We start from the raw sequence: 16,722 nt of genomic DNA, 5'->3' as shown, positions 1-16,722 counted from the left end.
TATGGATTTATTATATTCAAAAATAAACGGAGAGGGCAGACCAATGGTTATTCTGCATGGTTATCTGGGTATGTCAGACAATTGGAAAACTCTGGGGAATGATTTTGCTGAAGCTGGTTTTCAGGTGCATTTGCTGGATTTGAGAAACCACGGACGCAGTTTTCACAGCATGGATTTCAGTTATACATATATGATGCGGGACGTGGTAGATTATTGCACTTATCATCAACTGAAAAATATTGTGTTAATCGGGCATTCAATGGGCGGAAAAGTAGCGATGCTCACCGCTTGTGAATATCCGGATTTGGTAGAAAAGCTGATTGTAGCTGATATTTCGCCGAGAGAATACGAGCCGCATCACCAGGAAATCATGCAGGCTCTGAATGCAGTTGATTTCAGCCGGATTTCTTCCCGCAAAGAAGTAGAAAATACCATGAGTCTATATATTAAGGAGTTTGGTGTATTACAGTTTTTGATGAAAAACGTACATCGGATTACGCCCGAGCAGTTGGGATTCCGTTTTAACCTCAATGCCTTTAACCAAGACGATACTACTATTGGCGAAGCCTTACCTGACACTGCGGTTTTTGAAAAAAATACTTTGTTCCTGAAAGGGGAAAAGTCAAAATATATCCAACCGGAAGATGAAATTCTGATCAAAAAACATTTTCCGAAAGCTGAAATAAAAACGGTAAGCGGGGCAGGACATTGGTTGCATGCCGACAATCCTAAAGATTTTTATGATAAAACGATAGATTTTGTAGAAAAGTAAATGGTGTTTTTCTTAGAGTTTGTTTTTTTAATGAGATAAAAGGTTTTGAGCTTTAATATTGAAAAATACAACATAGAAAAGAAATGAGAAATAGTAGTATTAATTGAGTTTTGAAATTTTCGGGAGAATAAAATCAGATTTATCTGTTTGTAATTCAAAATTAAACCTTACATTTGCAACCTAAATTTAACGAAAGGGGGTGTAAAATATGCTAATCATACCAGTAAAAGACGGAGAAAACATTGACAGAGCGCTGAAGCGTTACAAAAGAAAATTTGATAGAACAGGTACATTGCGTAAGCTAAGAGATCGCAAGCAATTTACGAAACCTTCTGTTAGAAAAAGAGGTCAATTACAAAAAGCTCAATATGTTCAGGGATTAAGAGATGCCGAGCAACAATAATTTTTGAGCAAAAATTTTATAAACCGTTAATCAAGTTGTATCTTTGATTAACGGTTTTTTTATGCAGGAAAGTTTACAAAAATATCAGGACTATCTCATTAAGGAGAAAAATTATTCGCTACATACCGTCGGTGCTTATCTGAAAGATGTCGAATCTTTTTGGTTGTTTTTTACTGAAAGAGACAGCGACTGGCGGTGGCACGACACGGATTATTCTCATATTCGTAGCTGGATAGTGGATTTGTCTGACAGAGGAATGTCTAACCGGACAATCAACCGGAAAACCGCTTCGTTGAAAAGCTTTTTTAAATTCTTGTATCAAACCAAAACGATGTCTGTCTATCCGCTGTCGGGGCACAAATCTTTACGCATAGAAAAAAAAGAGCAGTTGCCTTTTTCTGAAAAAGAAGTAAACGAAGTTTTGCAGCAAGATATTGATGAAGATGATGCGGAGCAACTGCGTGATTACCTTATATTAATGTTTTTTTATGTATTAGGTTTGCGAAGAGCAGAGCTGATTAATCTCAGAAATACTGACATCGACGTTCTGAGTAAAACGGTCAGGGTTTTAGGAAAAAGAAACAAAGAACGAATTGTTCCGTTGATGGATAATGTGTGCCCGTTGATAAATACCTATTTAACATTGAAAAAACAATCCGGATTAAATGGCGAATTTTTCTTTTTTGCTAAAAAAAACAAAAAAATGAACGAAACATTTGTGTATCGTTTAATAAAGAATTATTTTAGAGGTGTGACAACAAAGCAAAAAGTAAGTCCGCATATGCTCAGGCACACATTTGCTACGCATATGCTGAATAACGGCTCAGATTTGAATGCGATAAAAGAGTTGTTGGGGCATGCGAGTTTGTCGTCCACACAGGTGTATGTGCATGCTAATCTGAGCGAGTTGAAAAAAAATTTCAATAAAGCACACCCAAGGCAAAGTAATATTAACCATAAAATATAGAAGGATATGAAAGTAAACATTCAAGCAGTAAATTTCAACGTTGATAGAAAGTTGGTTGATTTTGTGAATAAAAAGACCGAAAAGCTGGAAAAGTTTTATGACAAAATCGTGGGTATAGATGTATTTCTTAAAGTTGAAAACACCAGCGAAAAAGAAAATAAAACAGCTGATGTGCTGGTTAAGATTCCGGGAGATGATTTGGTGGTAAAAAAGACCTGTAAGACTTTTGAAGAATCTGTAGATTCAGCAGCAGATGCTTTAGAAAGATTGTTGGTAAAGAGAAAAGAAAAGACAAAATCTTATTTATGATAAAAAATAATTTAAAAAAGATTTTGTATAAATAAATTATTGTTTACATTTGCAGTCCGTTAGAAATAGCGGACTTTTTAAATTGCCTCTGTAGCTCAGCTGGCTAGAGCAGCTGATTTGTAATCAGCAGGTCGTGGGTTCGAGTCCCTCCAGAGGCTCTGAAAGTACAGTGAAATAAGGTTAGGGAAGATACTCAAGCGGCCAACGAGGACGGACTGTAAATCCGTTGGGAAACCTTCGCAGGTTCGAATCCTGCTCTTCCCACAAAGAGCAATTTAAGGGTTCAGGCTACGGAGAGTGAGGTCCTTAAATATAGAAAAATATTGCCGATGTAGCTCAGGGGTAGAGTGCTTCCTTGGTAAGGAAGAGGTCACGGGTTCAAATCCCGTCATTGGCTCTGGATTAGTATAAATTTGAACACTAATTATATAACTAAGATTAAAATTATTAAATCATGGCAAAAGAAACTTTTGATCGTTCGAAACCGCACTTGAATATCGGTACTATCGGACACGTGGATCACGGTAAAACAACAACGACTGCTGCTATTACTAAAGTATTGGCTGATGCAGGTTTGTCTGAAATTCGTTCATTCGATTCAATTGACAACGCTCCTGAAGAAAAAGAACGTGGTATTACTATCAATACTTCACACGTTGAGTACCAAACAGCTAACCGTCACTATGCACACGTTGACTGTCCAGGTCACGCGGATTACGTGAAAAACATGGTTACTGGTGCTGCTCAGATGGATGGTGCTATCTTGGTGGTTGCCGCTACAGATGGTCCGATGCCGCAAACTCGTGAGCACATCTTGTTAGGACGTCAGGTTGGTATTCCAAGAATTGTTGTGTTCTTGAATAAAGTTGACTTGGTTGATGACGAAGAGTTGTTAGAGCTAGTAGAAATGGAAGTTCGTGACTTGTTGTCATTCTATGAATATGACGGAGATAACGGACCAGTTATTCAAGGATCTGCTTTAGGAGCTTTGAATGGTGAAGCGAAATGGGTTGACTCTATTATGCAGTTGATGGCAGCTGTTGATGAGTGGATTGAAGAGCCAGTTCGTGATAACGAAAAACCATTCTTGATGCCTATCGAAGATGTATTTACAATTACAGGTCGTGGTACTGTTGCTACAGGACGTATCGAAACTGGTGTTGCTAATACGGGAGATCCGGTAGAAATCATCGGTATGGGAGCTGATAAATTGACTTCTACAATTACAGGAGTTGAGATGTTCCGTAAAATCCTTGACAGAGGTGAAGCTGGAGATAACGTAGGTTTGTTGTTGAGAGGTATTGAGAAAACCGATATCCGTCGTGGTATGGTAATCTGTAAGCCAGGATCAGTTAAGCCACACGCTAAATTCAAAGCTGAGGTTTATATCTTGAAAAAAGAAGAAGGTGGACGTCACACTCCATTCCATAACAACTACCGTCCACAGTTCTACGTACGTACAACTGACGTAACAGGTACTATTTCATTGCCTGACGGAGTAGAAATGGTAATGCCTGGAGATAACTTAACTATCACTGTTGAGTTGTTGAACCCAATCGCTCTTTCTGTTGGATTACGTTTCGCTATCCGTGAAGGTGGTCGTACAGTAGGTGCTGGTCAGGTAACTGAAATTCTAGACTAATTATAGTCAATAAATAAATTCAAAAAGTCAGTAGTTTCATACTGCTGGCTTTTTCACAAACGGGTGTAGTTCAAGGGTAGAATAGCGGTCTCCAAAACCGTTGATGGGGGTTCGAATCCCTCCACCCGTGCAAAAAAAAGTCTTACAAATGGCAAAAGTTGGAAATTATATATCATCATCTTTTAAAGAGCTGAAAGACAATGTTACATGGCCAGAGTGGTCAGAAGCACAACGATATACTATTGTTGTGACTATCTTTTCTGTAATATTTGCTTTGGTTACTTGGGGGATTGATTCTGTTTTCGAGAAAGTAATCACAGGATTCTTTCAATTTTTTCATAATTAAATAATATAACTATCTCATGGCTGATAATAACCTAAAAAAATGGTATGTAGTAAGGGCTGTTAGTGGTCAGGAAAATAAGGTTAAAGCATATATCGAGGCAGAAGTTTCGAGAGCAGGTCTTGATGATTATTTATCACAGGTATTAGTTCCGACAGAGAAAGTTGTGCACCAGAAAGACGGCAAGAAAGTCTCTAAAGAACGGGTGTATTTTCCAGGATATGTGATGATTGAAGCAAATCTGACAGGAGAGTTGCCACATATTATCAAATCTATTTCGGGAGTAGTCGGTTTTTTAGGCGAAACCAAAGGAGGAGACCCATTGCCGATGCGTCTGTCTGAAGTGAACAGAATGTTGGGTAAGGTAGATGAATTGGCTGTTGCGGCTGATACAGCAATCATTCCGTTCGAAAACGGAGAAACCATCAAGGTAACCGACGGACCTTTTAGTGGCTTTAATGGTGTGGTAGAACACATCAACGAAGATAAAAGAAAACTTGAGGTAATGGTGAAAATATTCGGAAGAAAAACACCATTGGAATTGAGTTTTAATCAAGTAGAAAAAATATAATAATTGTTACATAAATCACATCGAGCTTCCAATTGAGATGTGGCTAAATTTTTTTAAAAATGGCAAAAGAAGTAAGTAAAGTAGTTAAACTACAAGTTAAGGGAGGTGCTGCGAATCCATCGCCACCGGTTGGACCTGCTTTGGGGGCTGCTGGAGTTAACATCATGGAGTTCTGTAAGCAATTTAATGCGAGAACTCAGGATAAACCCGGCAAAGTGTTACCGGTACAAATTACCGTGTACAAAGACAAATCGTTCGATTTTGTTGTTAAAACACCTCCTGCTGCGATACAATTATTAGAAGCATCAAAAGCGAAAAAAGGTTCAGGAGAACCTAACCGTAAAAAAGTTGCTTCAGTATCGTGGGATCAAGTAAAAGCAATCGCTGAAGACAAAATGCAGGATTTGAATGCATTTACTGTTGAAAGTGCAATGTCTATGGTTGCAGGTACCGCAAGATCTATGGGAATCACAGTAACAGGAGATGCTCCTTTTTAATCTTTAAAAAAGAAGAAAAATGGCAAAATTGACAAAAAAACAAAAAGAGGCTGCTTCAAAAATAGAAAAGTCTAAATTATACGGCATCAAAGAAGCTTCTGCGTTATTGAAAGAAGTTGCTTCAGCAAAATTTGATGAATCTGTAGATGTAGCAGTTCGTTTAGGAGTAGATCCTCGTAAAGCTAACCAAATGGTTAGGGGAGTGGTAACATTACCTCACGGTACAGGAAAAGATGTGAAAGTATTAGCTTTGGTTACTCCAGACAGAGAAGAAGAAGCTAAAGCAGCCGGAGCAGATTATGTAGGATTAGATGACTACCTGCAAAAAATCAAAGACGGTTGGACAGATGTTGATGTAATCATCACTATGCCTGCAGTTATGGGGAAATTAGGACCGTTGGGTAGAATCTTAGGACCAAGAGGCTTGATGCCTAACCCGAAAACCGGTACTGTAACCATGGAAGTAGGAAAAGCTGTACAAGAAGTAAAAGCTGGTAAAATCGACTTTAAAGTAGATAAAACCGGAATCGTGCATGCTGCTGTAGGAAAAGTTTCTTTCGAAGCTGATAAAATAGCAGATAATGTTATCGAAATCGTTCAAACATTAATCAAAATGAAGCCAACTGCGGCAAAAGGTACATATATTAAATCAATTTATATATCCAGTACAATGAGTCCCGCTATCGCTTTAGACCCTAAGGCAATATAATTGGCAGTTAAAAATTATTTATAGTTATGACTAGAGAAGAAAAAGCAACAGCGATAAAAGATTTAACTGCACAATTAGCGGAGAACAATATTGTTTACCTTGCAGATATATCTGAACTTAATGCTGATACTACTTCTAAACTACGTAGAGCCTGCTTCAAAGGCGGGATTAAATTGGCTGTGGTTAAAAACACTTTCCTTGCAAAAGCAATGGAAGCCTCTGACAAAGAATTTGGAGAATTACCTTCTGTATTGAAAGGAAATACTTCTATTATGTTTGCAGAAGTGGCTAACGCACCAGCTAAAATTATCAAAGAGTTTAGAAAAAAATCTGATAAGCCTGTTCTCAAAGGAGCTTATATCAACGAAGAAATTTATGTCGGAGATAAAGAATTAGACGGATTAGCCGCTCTTAAATCTAAAGAAGAAGTTATCGGAGAAATCATTTCGTTGCTTAAATCTCCTGCACAAAGAGTTATTGCTGCTCTACAAAATCGTGAAGAAACAGCAGAGGCAGAAGAAACAGCAACACAAGAATAATTACCAAAGCGAGAACGCACAATTAACAAATTATAAATCAAATTAAAAGATAGAAAAATGGCAGATTTGAAACAATTCGCAGAACAATTAGTTAGCTTAACAGTAAAAGAAGTTAATGAACTAGCAGATATCTTAAAAGACGAGTATGGTATTGAGCCAGCAGCTGCAGCAGTTGTAGTAGCAGGTGGAGGTGCTGAAGGTGGTGCTGAAGAGCAAACAGAATTCACTGTTGTGTTGAAAGAAGCAGGAGCTTCTAAATTAGCAGTAGTTAAAGCTGTTAAAGAATTAACAGGTCTTGGATTGAAAGAATCTAAAGAAATGGTTGATTCTACACCAGCAAACATCAAAGAAGGCGTAAGCAAAGAAGAGGCAGAAGGATTGAAAAATGCCCTTGAAGAAGCCGGAGCTACTGTTGAATTGAAGTAGTCAACATACTTTTAAACTCTACGGTTTAGACCTTGAGAAGAGCTCTCAAAGGTCTAAACCATTTTGCGTATTAAGACATTAGTACGACTATATAACAAACTATTAACAAAATTTTTTCCATTGATGATTACAAATCAGACTGAAAGATTAAATTTTGCCTCGACAAAAAACATTCCGCCATTCCCGGACTTTTTGGACATTCAAGTAAAATCGTTTAGAGATTTTTTCCAATTAGAAACCAAATCGGCAGAAAGAGGCAATGAAGGATTATACAAAACCTTCATGGAAAACTTCCCAATTACAGATACACGTAATCAATTTGTATTGGAGTTTTTGGATTATTTCGTTGATCCACCACGCTATCCTATCGAAGAATGTATCGATAGAGGGCTTACTTACAGTGTGCCGCTCAAAGCGAGACTGAAACTGTATTGTACCGACCCCGAGCATGAGGATTTCGAAACTATCGTTCAGGATGTATATCTCGGTACCATACCATATATGACACCAAGCGGTACCTTTGTAATCAATGGAGCGGAGCGAGTTGTTGTGTCACAATTGCATCGTTCACCTGGTGTATTCTTCGGACAATCTTTCCATGCCAACGGTACCAAATTATATTCAGCCCGTGTAATCCCTTTCAAAGGTTCATGGATTGAATTTGCTACCGACATCAACAGCGTAATGTATGCTTACATCGACCGTAAGAAAAAATTACCTGTAACCACATTGTTCCGTGCTATCGGATTTGAACGCGATAAGGATATTCTCGAAATTTTTGATTTAGCAGAAGAAATTAAAGTAACTAAAGCTGGATTGAAAAAACATATCGGAAGAAGCCTTGCCGCTCGTGTTTTGAATACATGGCATGAGGATTTCGTGGACGAGGATACCGGAGAAGTAGTATCTATCGAGAGAAATGAAATTATCTTAGACCGCGACACAATTTTGGATAAAGATAATATCGAAGAAATCTTAGATGCTAATGTAAAATCTATCCTTCTTCATAAGGAAGACAACAATCAGGCTGATTATACTATCATCCACAACACCCTACAAAAAGATCCTACCAACTCTGAAAAAGAAGCAGTAGAGCACATCTATCGTCAGTTGCGTAATGCAGAACCACCTGATGAGGAAACCGCACGCGGTATTATCGACAAATTGTTCTTCTCTGACCAGCGTTACAACTTAGGCGAAGTTGGTCGTTACAGAATGAACAAAAAATTAGGGTTAGATACTTCGATGGACAAGCAGGTTTTGACCAAAGAAGACATCATTACCATTGTAAAATATCTGATTGAATTAATCAACTCCAAAGCAGAGATTGATGATATCGACCACCTTTCTAACCGTCGTGTGAGAACAGTGGGCGAGCAGCTTTCTGCCCAATTCGGAGTAGGGTTGGCTCGTATGGCGAGAACAATCCGTGAACGAATGAACGTTCGTGACAACGAAGTGTTCACACCGATTGATTTGATTAATGCAAAAACATTATCATCTGTCATCAACTCATTCTTCGGAACGAATCAGTTATCTCAGTTCATGGATCAAACCAATCCGTTGGCAGAGATTACACACAAACGTCGTTTGTCTGCATTAGGACCAGGCGGATTATCCAGAGAAAGAGCAGGTTTCGAGGTGCGTGACGTTCACTATACGCATTACGGACGTCTATGTCCGATTGAAACGCCGGAAGGACCAAACATTGGTTTGATTTCCTCTTTGGCAGTTTATGCAAAAGTAAACGGCATGGGATTCATCGAAACACCATACCGACCTGTTAAAAACGGTAAAGTGGATCTTGTTGGAGAACCAGTTTATTTATCTGCCGAAGAAGAAGAAGAGAAACTGATTGCACAGGCAAACGTTGAAATGGACGACAAAGGAAAAATCACTGCAGAGCGTGTAGTGGCTAAGCAAGATGCTGATTTCCCTGTTGTTGAGCCGGTAGAGTTGAACTATACCGACGTAGCCCCTAATCAGATTGCTTCTATCTCAGCTTCGTTAATCCCGTTCTTGGAACACGATGATGCGAACCGTGCATTGATGGGGTCAAACATGATGCGACAAGCTGTGCCGTTATTAAGACCAGATTCACCAATCGTAGGTACAGGGCTTGAAAAGCAAGTAGCTATCGACTCTCGTGTGTTGATTAACGCAGAAGGCGAAGGCGAAGTGGTTTATGTAGATGCACAGAAAATTACGATTAAATATGAACGTACAGACGAAGACAGATTAGTGAGCTTCGATTCGGACGAAAAAACATATAACTTAATTAAATTCCGTAAAACCAACCAAAGTACCAGTATCAACCTGAAACCTATCGTAAGAAAAGGTGACAGAGTGAGCAAAGGGCAGGTTTTATGTGAAGGATATGCCACTCAAAACGGAGAGTTGGCTCTTGGAAGAAACCTTTTGGTGGCGTTTATGCCTTGGAAAGGATACAACTTCGAAGATGCGATTGTGATTTCAGAAAAAGTGGTAAGAGATGATATTTTCACGTCTATCCACATTGATGATTACACGCTTGAAGTGAGAGATACCAAATTAGGTAACGAAGAGTTAACCAACGACATACCAAACGTATCGGAAGAAGCTACCAAAGATTTGGACGAAAACGGTATGATTCGTATCGGAGCAGAAGTGAAGCCGGGAGATATTCTTATCGGAAAAATCACACCGAAAGGAGAATCTGACCCGACACCGGAGGAAAAACTCTTAAGAGCTATATTTGGAGACAAAGCCGGAGATGTAAAAGACGCATCTTTGAAAGCATCACCTTCATTGAACGGAGTTGTTCTGGACAAAAAATTATTTGCCAGAGCGGTAAAAGACAAACGAAAAAGAGCTCAGGACAAAGAAGATATAGCTGCTCTTGAAAACAAGTTCGAAGTTAAGTTTACCGAGCTCAAAGACCGCCTGATTGAAAAATTATTCCAGTTGGTAAACGGAAAAACTTCACAAGGTGTGATGAACGATTTAGGAGAAGAAGTATTGCCGAAAGGGAAGAAATTCACTCTTAAAATGTTAAACGCCGTAGAAGATTTTGCCCACTTGACCAAAGGACAATGGACAACTGATGAACATACCAACCAGCTGATATCAGAATTGGTTCACAACTACAAAATCAAACTGAACGACTTGCAGGGAGCATTGCGTCGCGAGAAATTCATGATTACCGTAGGAGATGAATTACCATCAGGTATCCTGAAATTAGCTAAGGTTTATATCGCCAAAAAACGAAAATTAAGAGTAGGGGATAAAATGGCAGGTCGTCACGGAAACAAAGGTATTGTTGCCAAAATCGTAAGAGACGAAGATATGCCATTCCTCGAAGATGGAACACCGGTTGATATCGTGTTGAACCCACTTGGGGTACCATCACGTATGAACATTGGTCAGATTTATGAAACTGTTTTGGGCTGGGCCGGACAAAGATTAGGCAAAAAATTTGCTACACCGATTTTTGACGGAGCGACCATCAACGAAATAGACAGACTGACCGAAGAAGCAGGCGTTCCGCAATACGGACATACTTATTTGTATGACGGTGGTACAGGTGAGCGTTTTGACCAGAAAGCCACAGTCGGAGTTATCTATATGTTGAAACTCGGACACATGGTTGATGATAAAATGCACGCACGTTCTATCGGACCTTACTCATTGATTACGCAACAACCGCTCGGAGGTAAAGCTCAGTTCGGAGGTCAGCGTTTCGGAGAAATGGAGGTATGGGCATTGGAGGCTTACGGAGCTTCCAGCACATTACGTGAAATATTGACGGTTAAATCTGATGACGTTATCGGAAGAGCCAAAACTTACGAGGCAATCGTGAAAGGTGAGGCTATGCCTGAACCTGGATTACCGGAATCATTCAATGTATTGATGCATGAATTGAAAGGATTGGCATTAGATATCAGATTAGAAGAATAATTCTATTGTTTGAAGTTTAAAGTTTGAGACATTGTGTCTTGAACTTTAAACCTTGAACATCAAAACCAACAAGTTGATATGACAACAAACAGAAATAAAGACAAAAACACCATTAAGAGATTTAATAAAATCACTATTGGATTAGCTTCACCGGAGTCTATATTAGCAGAGTCCAGAGGGGAAGTGCTTAAGCCAGAAACCATTAATTACCGTACGCACAAACCCGAAAGAGACGGCTTGTTCTGTGAGCGGATTTTTGGACCGGTTAAAGATTATGAATGTGCTTGTGGTAAATATAAAAGAATCAGATATAAAGGAATCGTCTGCGACCGTTGTGGGGTAGAAGTAACCGAGAAAAAGGTACGGAGAGACCGTGTCGGGCATATCAATCTGGTTGTTCCGATTGCACATATCTGGTATTTCCGTTCTTTACCTAACAAAATAGGTTACCTTTTAGGATTACCTTCCAAAAAACTGGATATGATTATCTATTACGAAAGATATGTTGTTATCCAGCCGGGTATTGCTAAAACACCTGAGGGCGAACCTGTCAAAGAAATGGATTTCCTTACCGAAGAAGAATATCTGGATATACTGGAAACTCTGCCGATAGAAAATCAATATTTGGAAGAAACCGACCCAAATAAATTTATCGCGAAAATGGGGGCCGAGTGCATCATGGACTTATTGCAACGTATTGATTTAGATGCACTATCGTATCAATTGCGTCATGCGGCTAACCATGAAACCTCTAAACAAAGAAAGACAGAGGCTTTGAAAAGACTTCAGGTTGTGGAGGCTTTCAGAGAATCTAACATTGATAAAGAGAACAAGCCAGAGTGGATGATTTTGAAAGTTATCCCGGTTATCCCGCCAGAATTGCGTCCGTTGGTGCCATTAGACGGAGGTCGTTTTGCTACATCTGATTTGAACGACTTATACCGTCGTGTAATCATTCGTAACAATCGTTTGAAACGTTTGATGGAAATCAAAGCTCCGGAAGTAATTCTACGTAATGAAAAACGTATGTTGCAGGAAGCGGTGGACTCTTTGTTCGATAATACAAGAAAAGCAACCGCAGTAAAAACTGAGTCACAAAGACCTTTGAAATCTTTGTCTGATTCATTAAAAGGAAAACAAGGGCGTTTCCGTCAAAACTTGTTGGGTAAACGTGTAGATTACTCCGCTCGTTCGGTAATTGTCGTTGGACCTGAATTGAAATTATATGAATGCGGTTTGCCGAAAAATATGGCGGCAGAACTGTACAAACCTTTTGTAATCAGGAAATTGATTGAAAGAGGAATTGTAAAAACAGTGAAATCAGCCAAGAAAATCATCGACAGAAAAGAACCTGTTGTTTGGGATATTCTGGAAAACGTGATTAAAGGACATCCGGTATTGTTAAACCGTGCTCCTACGCTTCACAGATTAGGTATCCAGGCATTCCAGCCAACCCTGATTGAAGGTAAAGCGATTCGCTTGCACCCATTGGTGTGTACGGCGTTTAATGCGGATTTCGATGGTGACCAGATGGCGGTACACTTGCCATTAGGGCCTGAAGCGATATTAGAGTCACAATTGTTAATGTTGGCATCACACAATATCCTGAACCCTGCCAACGGAGCTCCGATTACCGTACCATCTCAGGATATGGTTTTGGGGTTATATTATATGACCAAAGGAAAAAAATCTACTCCGGAAGAACCAATCAAAGGAGAAGGATTGACTTTCTACTCTGCTGAAGAAGTAAACATCGCTATGAATGAAGGACGATTGGTACTGAACGCAGAAATTAAGGTAAAAACCAAAGTGCTGGACGAATCCGGAGAGTTGAAAAATGCGGTAGTGGAAACTACGGCAGGTAGAGTATTGTTCAATGAAGTAGTGCCTGAAAAAGTAGGATATATCAACGAAGTATTGACCAAAAAATCATTGAGAGATATTATCGGTAGAGTATTGGCGGTAACCGATGTGCCGACTACGGCTAAATTCCTTGATGATATCAAATCAATGGGGTATAACTACGCATTCAAAGGCGGGTTGTCTTTCTCACTTGGCGATATCATGATTCCAGAGCAAAAACAAGCCTTGATTGACGATGCTAATCAACAGGTTGATGGAATTACCATGAACTATAACATGGGATTAATTACCAACAATGAGCGTTACAATCAGGTAATTGACGTTTGGACATCTACAAATGCATTGCTTACTGAGCTTGCTTTGAAAAATATCCGTGAGGATAAGCAAGGATTCAACTCAGTATATATGATGTTGGATTCCGGAGCAAGGGGTTCAAAAGAGCAGATTCGTCAGCTAACCGGTATGCGTGGATTGATGGCTAAGCCGAAAAAATCCAACTCTGCAGGTGGAGATATTATCGAAAACCCGATTTTGGCAAACTTTAAAGAAGGATTGTCGATTTTGGAATACTTTATCTCTACGCATGGTGCACGTAAAGGTTTGGCGGATACCGCTTTGAAAACAGCCGATGCCGGATATTTAACTCGTCGTTTGCATGATGTAGCACAAGATGTGGTTGTTAATACCGAAGATTGTGGAACATTGAGAGGTGTTGAATTTGAAGCATTGAAGAAAAACGAAGAGATTGTAGAATCTCTTGGAGAAAGAGTATTAGGACGTGTAGCATTGAACGATGTGATTAATCCGTTAAATAACGAAGTTATCGTTGCTGCCGGAGAAGAAATTTTAGAATCACACGCCAAATCAATCAACGAATCACCTATTGAGCAAATCGAAGTGAGGTCAGCATTAACCTGTGAAGCCGAACGCGGAATATGTGCAAAATGTTACGGTCGAAATTTAGCGACAGGTAAGATGGCACAAAGAGGTGAGGCAGTTGGTGTTATCGCGGCACAATCTATTGGTGAGCCGGGTACTCAGCTGACGTTGCGTACATTCCACGTGGGAGGTACAGCGGGTAACATCTCTGAGGTATCTACTATTAAAACAAAATTTGCCGGTAGGTTAGAAATCGATGACCTTAAAGTGGTAAAAGGTGAAGACAACGAAGGAAACAAAGTGGACATCGTTATTTCTCGTTCTGCCGAATTAAAATTGGCAGATGTGAATACCGGAAACGTATTAAATACACATCATATCCCTTATGGTTCGACTATTTTTGTAAAAGATGGCGACGTTGTAGAAAAAGATACTGTGATATGTAAATGGGACCCTTATAATGGGGTAATCGTATCAGAATATGCAGGTAAAGTAACCTATGAAGACATTGAGCAGGGACAAACTTACTTGGTTGAAATCGATGAGCAAACCGGATTCCAGGAAAAGGTAATCAGCGAATCAAGAAACAAAAAGTTAGTTCCGACACTTCATATTTACGACAAAAATGATGAGTTGATACGTTCGTATAACCTTCCGGTAGGGGCACACCTTATGGTTGAAGACGGAGATAAAGTGAAAGCAGGAAAAGTATTGGTGAAAATTCCGAGAAGGTCTTCTAAAGCGGGGGATATTACCGGAGGTTTACCAAGAATTACCGAGTTGCTTGAAGCTCGTAACCCGTCTAATCCTGCAGTAGTAGCGGAGATTGATGGTGTGGTGTCTTTTGGTAAAATCAAAAGAGGTAACCGTGAGATTATTATCGAATCAAGAACCGGAGATATCAGAAAATATCTGGTAAAATTATCAAATCAGATTCTGGTTCAGGAAAATGACTTCGTTAAAGCAGGAATGTCATTGTCTGACGGGGCTATTACTCCAGATGATATTTTGTCTATCCAGGGGCCGTCAGCGGTACAACAATATCTCGTGAACGAAATTCAGGAAGTATATCGTCTGCAAGGTGTGAAAATCAATGACAAACACTTTGAAGTGGTTATCCGCCAGATGATGCAGAAGGTACAGATTCAAGATCCGGGAGATACATTGTTCCTTGAAAATCAGTTAGCACACAAATCTGATTTTATCCGTGAAAACGACCGGCTATTCGGTATGAAAGTGGTAGAAAATGCAGGTGATTCAACGACGTTGAAAGAAGGTCAAATCATTTCTGTCAGAGAATTGAGAGATGAAAATTCTATTCTCAAAAGAGAGGATAAAAACCTTGTTGATGCTCGTGATGTGGTTTTGGCTACGGCGACACCAGTGTTGCAGGGTATTACCAGAGCATCGTTGCAAACCAAGTCGTTCATATCGGCAGCTTCATTCCAGGAAACAACAAAAGTGCTTAACGAAGCAGCTGTTGCCGGAAAAGAAGACCATTTGCTTGGATTGAAAGAAAATGTAATTGTAGGACACAGAATTCCTGCAGGAACTGGTATGAGAGTATATGATAATATTATTGTAGGCTCTAAAGAAACGGAACCGGCGGAAATAAAACTGTAAGGCATGGCAGAAGAAAAGAAAATACAAATTAATATTGAGCTTGATGAACAAACAGCACAAGGCGTGTACGCCAATCTGGCTATTATCAATCATTCAGCATCAGAGTTTGTTTTAGATTTTGTCAATGTGATGCCCGGCTTACAAAAGTCTAAGGTTCGTTCGCGGATTATTTTAACTCCGCAGCATGCAAAAAGACTTTTGAGAGCGTTACAGGAAAACGTGGCGAGATTTGAATCTCAGTACGGTTCTGTTTCTGATGATGTTCCGAATATTACTTTTGGACCGACAGGACAAGCATAATCAAAAGATTATATAAATAAAGACCTCAAAGCTTGCTTTGAGGTCTTTTGTTATTTCTTCATATCAATCATTGCTTCCTTATACCACCTGTGTTTTTTAAGCAATTTTATGGTCGGACTGAGGAATATCAAAAAGAAAATCGAAGTCAATGTATTCGAAATCGTAAAAGCCAAAGCTACCTGAACCGTAGGATTTGAGGTTATACTTTCGACAAAACGTTCTAAAGTACTCAGGAAAGGCAGTAACAACAACACGCCAATCAGGTTGAATGTAGAGGCAGAAAGTGCTGTTAATCTCGACAAAGGCGAAAGTTTAAAGCTTACTAACAAAGCTGTTGAGGTTGTTCCGATATTAGCTCCAACCACAATCGGAATGGCAGAATCAAGTGTAATAACTCCCTGCGAAATCAACACAATTACCAATCCGACTACTACCGAACTCGACTGAATAATTACAGTAATTACAATTCCGTACAGAATTCCCAACAACGGATTAGAGGCTTTGGATAATATTTCGACAAGCAAAGGGTCGTTTCGCAAAGGCTCCATTGCCTGACTGATAAATGTAAGCGAGAAAAATATAAATCCGAAGTAAAAAATTGACTTTCCTAATGTGGCAATTCGTGTCGGAATCATACTGATAAGCGTTCCCAATACAATAAAAATCGGTCCTAACAAATTCGACTGAAAAGTAACAATCCAACCCGTTGCAGTTGTTCCGACATTCGTTCCGAGAAGAATAAGCAAACTGTCCTTAAATGATAAAACACCCGAACTTACTAACGAAACCGTAAGCGACGAAACCATTGTACTCGACTGAACAACAGCGGTTATGATTCCTCCAAGCAGAAACCCACCCAACGGGATTTTTGTTATTTTACCAATCCATTTCTGAAGCCTTTCCACTCCGAAATTCTCGATTTCGTGGCTGAAACTCTACAATC

General features: G+C 39.5%; 15 protein-coding genes and 4 tRNA genes. 18 read left to right on the top strand and 1 reads right to left on the bottom strand.

Going from position 1 to position 16,722, the window contains the following annotated elements:
* The first annotated feature begins 1 nt into the window (after position 1).
* From CDL10_RS00615 to CDL10_RS00530, 18 genes are all read left to right on the top strand, one after another.
* Positions 2-772, top strand: coding sequence for an alpha/beta fold hydrolase (locus tag CDL10_RS00615; protein ID WP_100676730.1), 771 nt, complete (start codon positions 2-4; stop codon positions 770-772).
* A 208-nt stretch (positions 773-980) separates the two neighbouring features.
* Positions 981-1,175, top strand: coding sequence for a 30S ribosomal protein S21 (gene rpsU, locus CDL10_RS00610; protein ID WP_100676729.1), 195 nt, complete (start codon positions 981-983; stop codon positions 1,173-1,175).
* A gap of 61 nt (positions 1,176-1,236) precedes the next feature.
* Entirely contained in the window at positions 1,237-2,142 is a 906-nt protein-coding gene (locus tag CDL10_RS00605) for a tyrosine-type recombinase/integrase (RefSeq protein WP_100676728.1), read from the top strand.
* A 6-nt stretch (positions 2,143-2,148) separates the two neighbouring features.
* Positions 2,149-2,451: a ribosome hibernation-promoting factor, HPF/YfiA family gene (hpf, locus tag CDL10_RS00600; RefSeq protein WP_100676727.1), complete on the top strand. Its 303-nt coding sequence runs from the start codon at positions 2,149-2,151 to the stop codon at positions 2,449-2,451.
* Positions 2,452-2,535: 84 nt separating this feature from the next.
* A tRNA-Thr gene (locus CDL10_RS00595) sits at positions 2,536-2,609 on the top strand.
* A 25-nt stretch (positions 2,610-2,634) separates the two neighbouring features.
* Positions 2,635-2,715, top strand: a tRNA-Tyr gene (locus CDL10_RS00590).
* A 61-nt stretch (positions 2,716-2,776) separates the two neighbouring features.
* A tRNA-Thr gene (locus CDL10_RS00585) sits at positions 2,777-2,848 on the top strand.
* Positions 2,849-2,905: 57 nt separating this feature from the next.
* Positions 2,906-4,093 (top strand): elongation factor Tu, encoded by a 1,188-nt coding sequence (tuf, locus tag CDL10_RS00580; RefSeq protein WP_100676726.1) that lies wholly within the window; start codon positions 2,906-2,908, stop codon positions 4,091-4,093.
* Positions 4,094-4,152: 59 nt separating this feature from the next.
* Positions 4,153-4,223 (top strand) — tRNA-Trp (locus tag CDL10_RS00575).
* A gap of 18 nt (positions 4,224-4,241) precedes the next feature.
* Complete coding sequence (gene secE, locus CDL10_RS00570) at positions 4,242-4,439, top strand: preprotein translocase subunit SecE (RefSeq protein WP_100678588.1); 198 nt, start codon at positions 4,242-4,244, stop codon at positions 4,437-4,439.
* 16 nt (positions 4,440-4,455) lie between these two features.
* Complete coding sequence (gene nusG / locus CDL10_RS00565) at positions 4,456-5,007, top strand: transcription termination/antitermination protein NusG (protein WP_100676725.1); 552 nt, start codon at positions 4,456-4,458, stop codon at positions 5,005-5,007.
* 59 nt (positions 5,008-5,066) lie between these two features.
* The gene (gene rplK / locus CDL10_RS00560) at positions 5,067-5,504 is read left to right on the top strand and encodes a 50S ribosomal protein L11 (protein WP_100676724.1); all 438 of its coding nucleotides are present in this window, start codon (positions 5,067-5,069) and stop codon (positions 5,502-5,504) included.
* A 19-nt stretch (positions 5,505-5,523) separates the two neighbouring features.
* Complete coding sequence (rplA, locus tag CDL10_RS00555; protein WP_100676723.1) at positions 5,524-6,213, top strand: 50S ribosomal protein L1; 690 nt, start codon at positions 5,524-5,526, stop codon at positions 6,211-6,213.
* Positions 6,214-6,239: 26 nt separating this feature from the next.
* Positions 6,240-6,752, top strand: coding sequence for a 50S ribosomal protein L10 (gene rplJ, locus CDL10_RS00550; protein ID WP_100676722.1), 513 nt, complete (start codon positions 6,240-6,242; stop codon positions 6,750-6,752).
* 57 nt (positions 6,753-6,809) lie between these two features.
* Positions 6,810-7,178, top strand: coding sequence for a 50S ribosomal protein L7/L12 (gene rplL / locus CDL10_RS00545; RefSeq protein WP_100676721.1), 369 nt, complete (start codon positions 6,810-6,812; stop codon positions 7,176-7,178).
* Positions 7,179-7,301: 123 nt separating this feature from the next.
* Positions 7,302-11,114 carry a DNA-directed RNA polymerase subunit beta gene (rpoB, locus tag CDL10_RS00540; RefSeq protein WP_100676720.1) on the top strand — a complete coding sequence of 1,271 codons (3,813 nt, stop codon included), beginning with the start codon at positions 7,302-7,304 and terminating at the stop codon, positions 11,112-11,114.
* 78 nt (positions 11,115-11,192) lie between these two features.
* Positions 11,193-15,479, top strand: a complete 4,287-nt coding sequence (rpoC, locus tag CDL10_RS00535; protein ID WP_100676719.1) for a DNA-directed RNA polymerase subunit beta' — start codon at positions 11,193-11,195, stop codon at positions 15,477-15,479.
* A gap of 3 nt (positions 15,480-15,482) precedes the next feature.
* Positions 15,483-15,779: a DUF3467 domain-containing protein gene (locus CDL10_RS00530; protein ID WP_100676718.1), complete on the top strand. Its 297-nt coding sequence runs from the start codon at positions 15,483-15,485 to the stop codon at positions 15,777-15,779.
* Between the two features lie 50 nt (positions 15,780-15,829).
* Here the strand turns inward: CDL10_RS00530 and CDL10_RS00525 are convergent, their stop codons facing one another.
* A complete protein-coding gene (locus tag CDL10_RS00525; protein ID WP_100676717.1) occupies positions 15,830-16,699 on the bottom strand; it encodes a Na/Pi cotransporter family protein in 870 nt (289 codons plus the stop codon).
* Positions 16,700-16,722: the final 23 nt, after the last annotated feature.

It is taken from the genome of Avrilella dinanensis, from assembly GCF_002807015.1.
Lineage (GTDB): Bacteria > Bacteroidota > Bacteroidia > Flavobacteriales > Flavobacteriaceae > Flavobacterium > Flavobacterium dinanensis.
The sequence above is the reverse complement of the archived record's forward strand: the minus strand, read 5'-3'. Positions and strand labels throughout refer to the sequence as shown.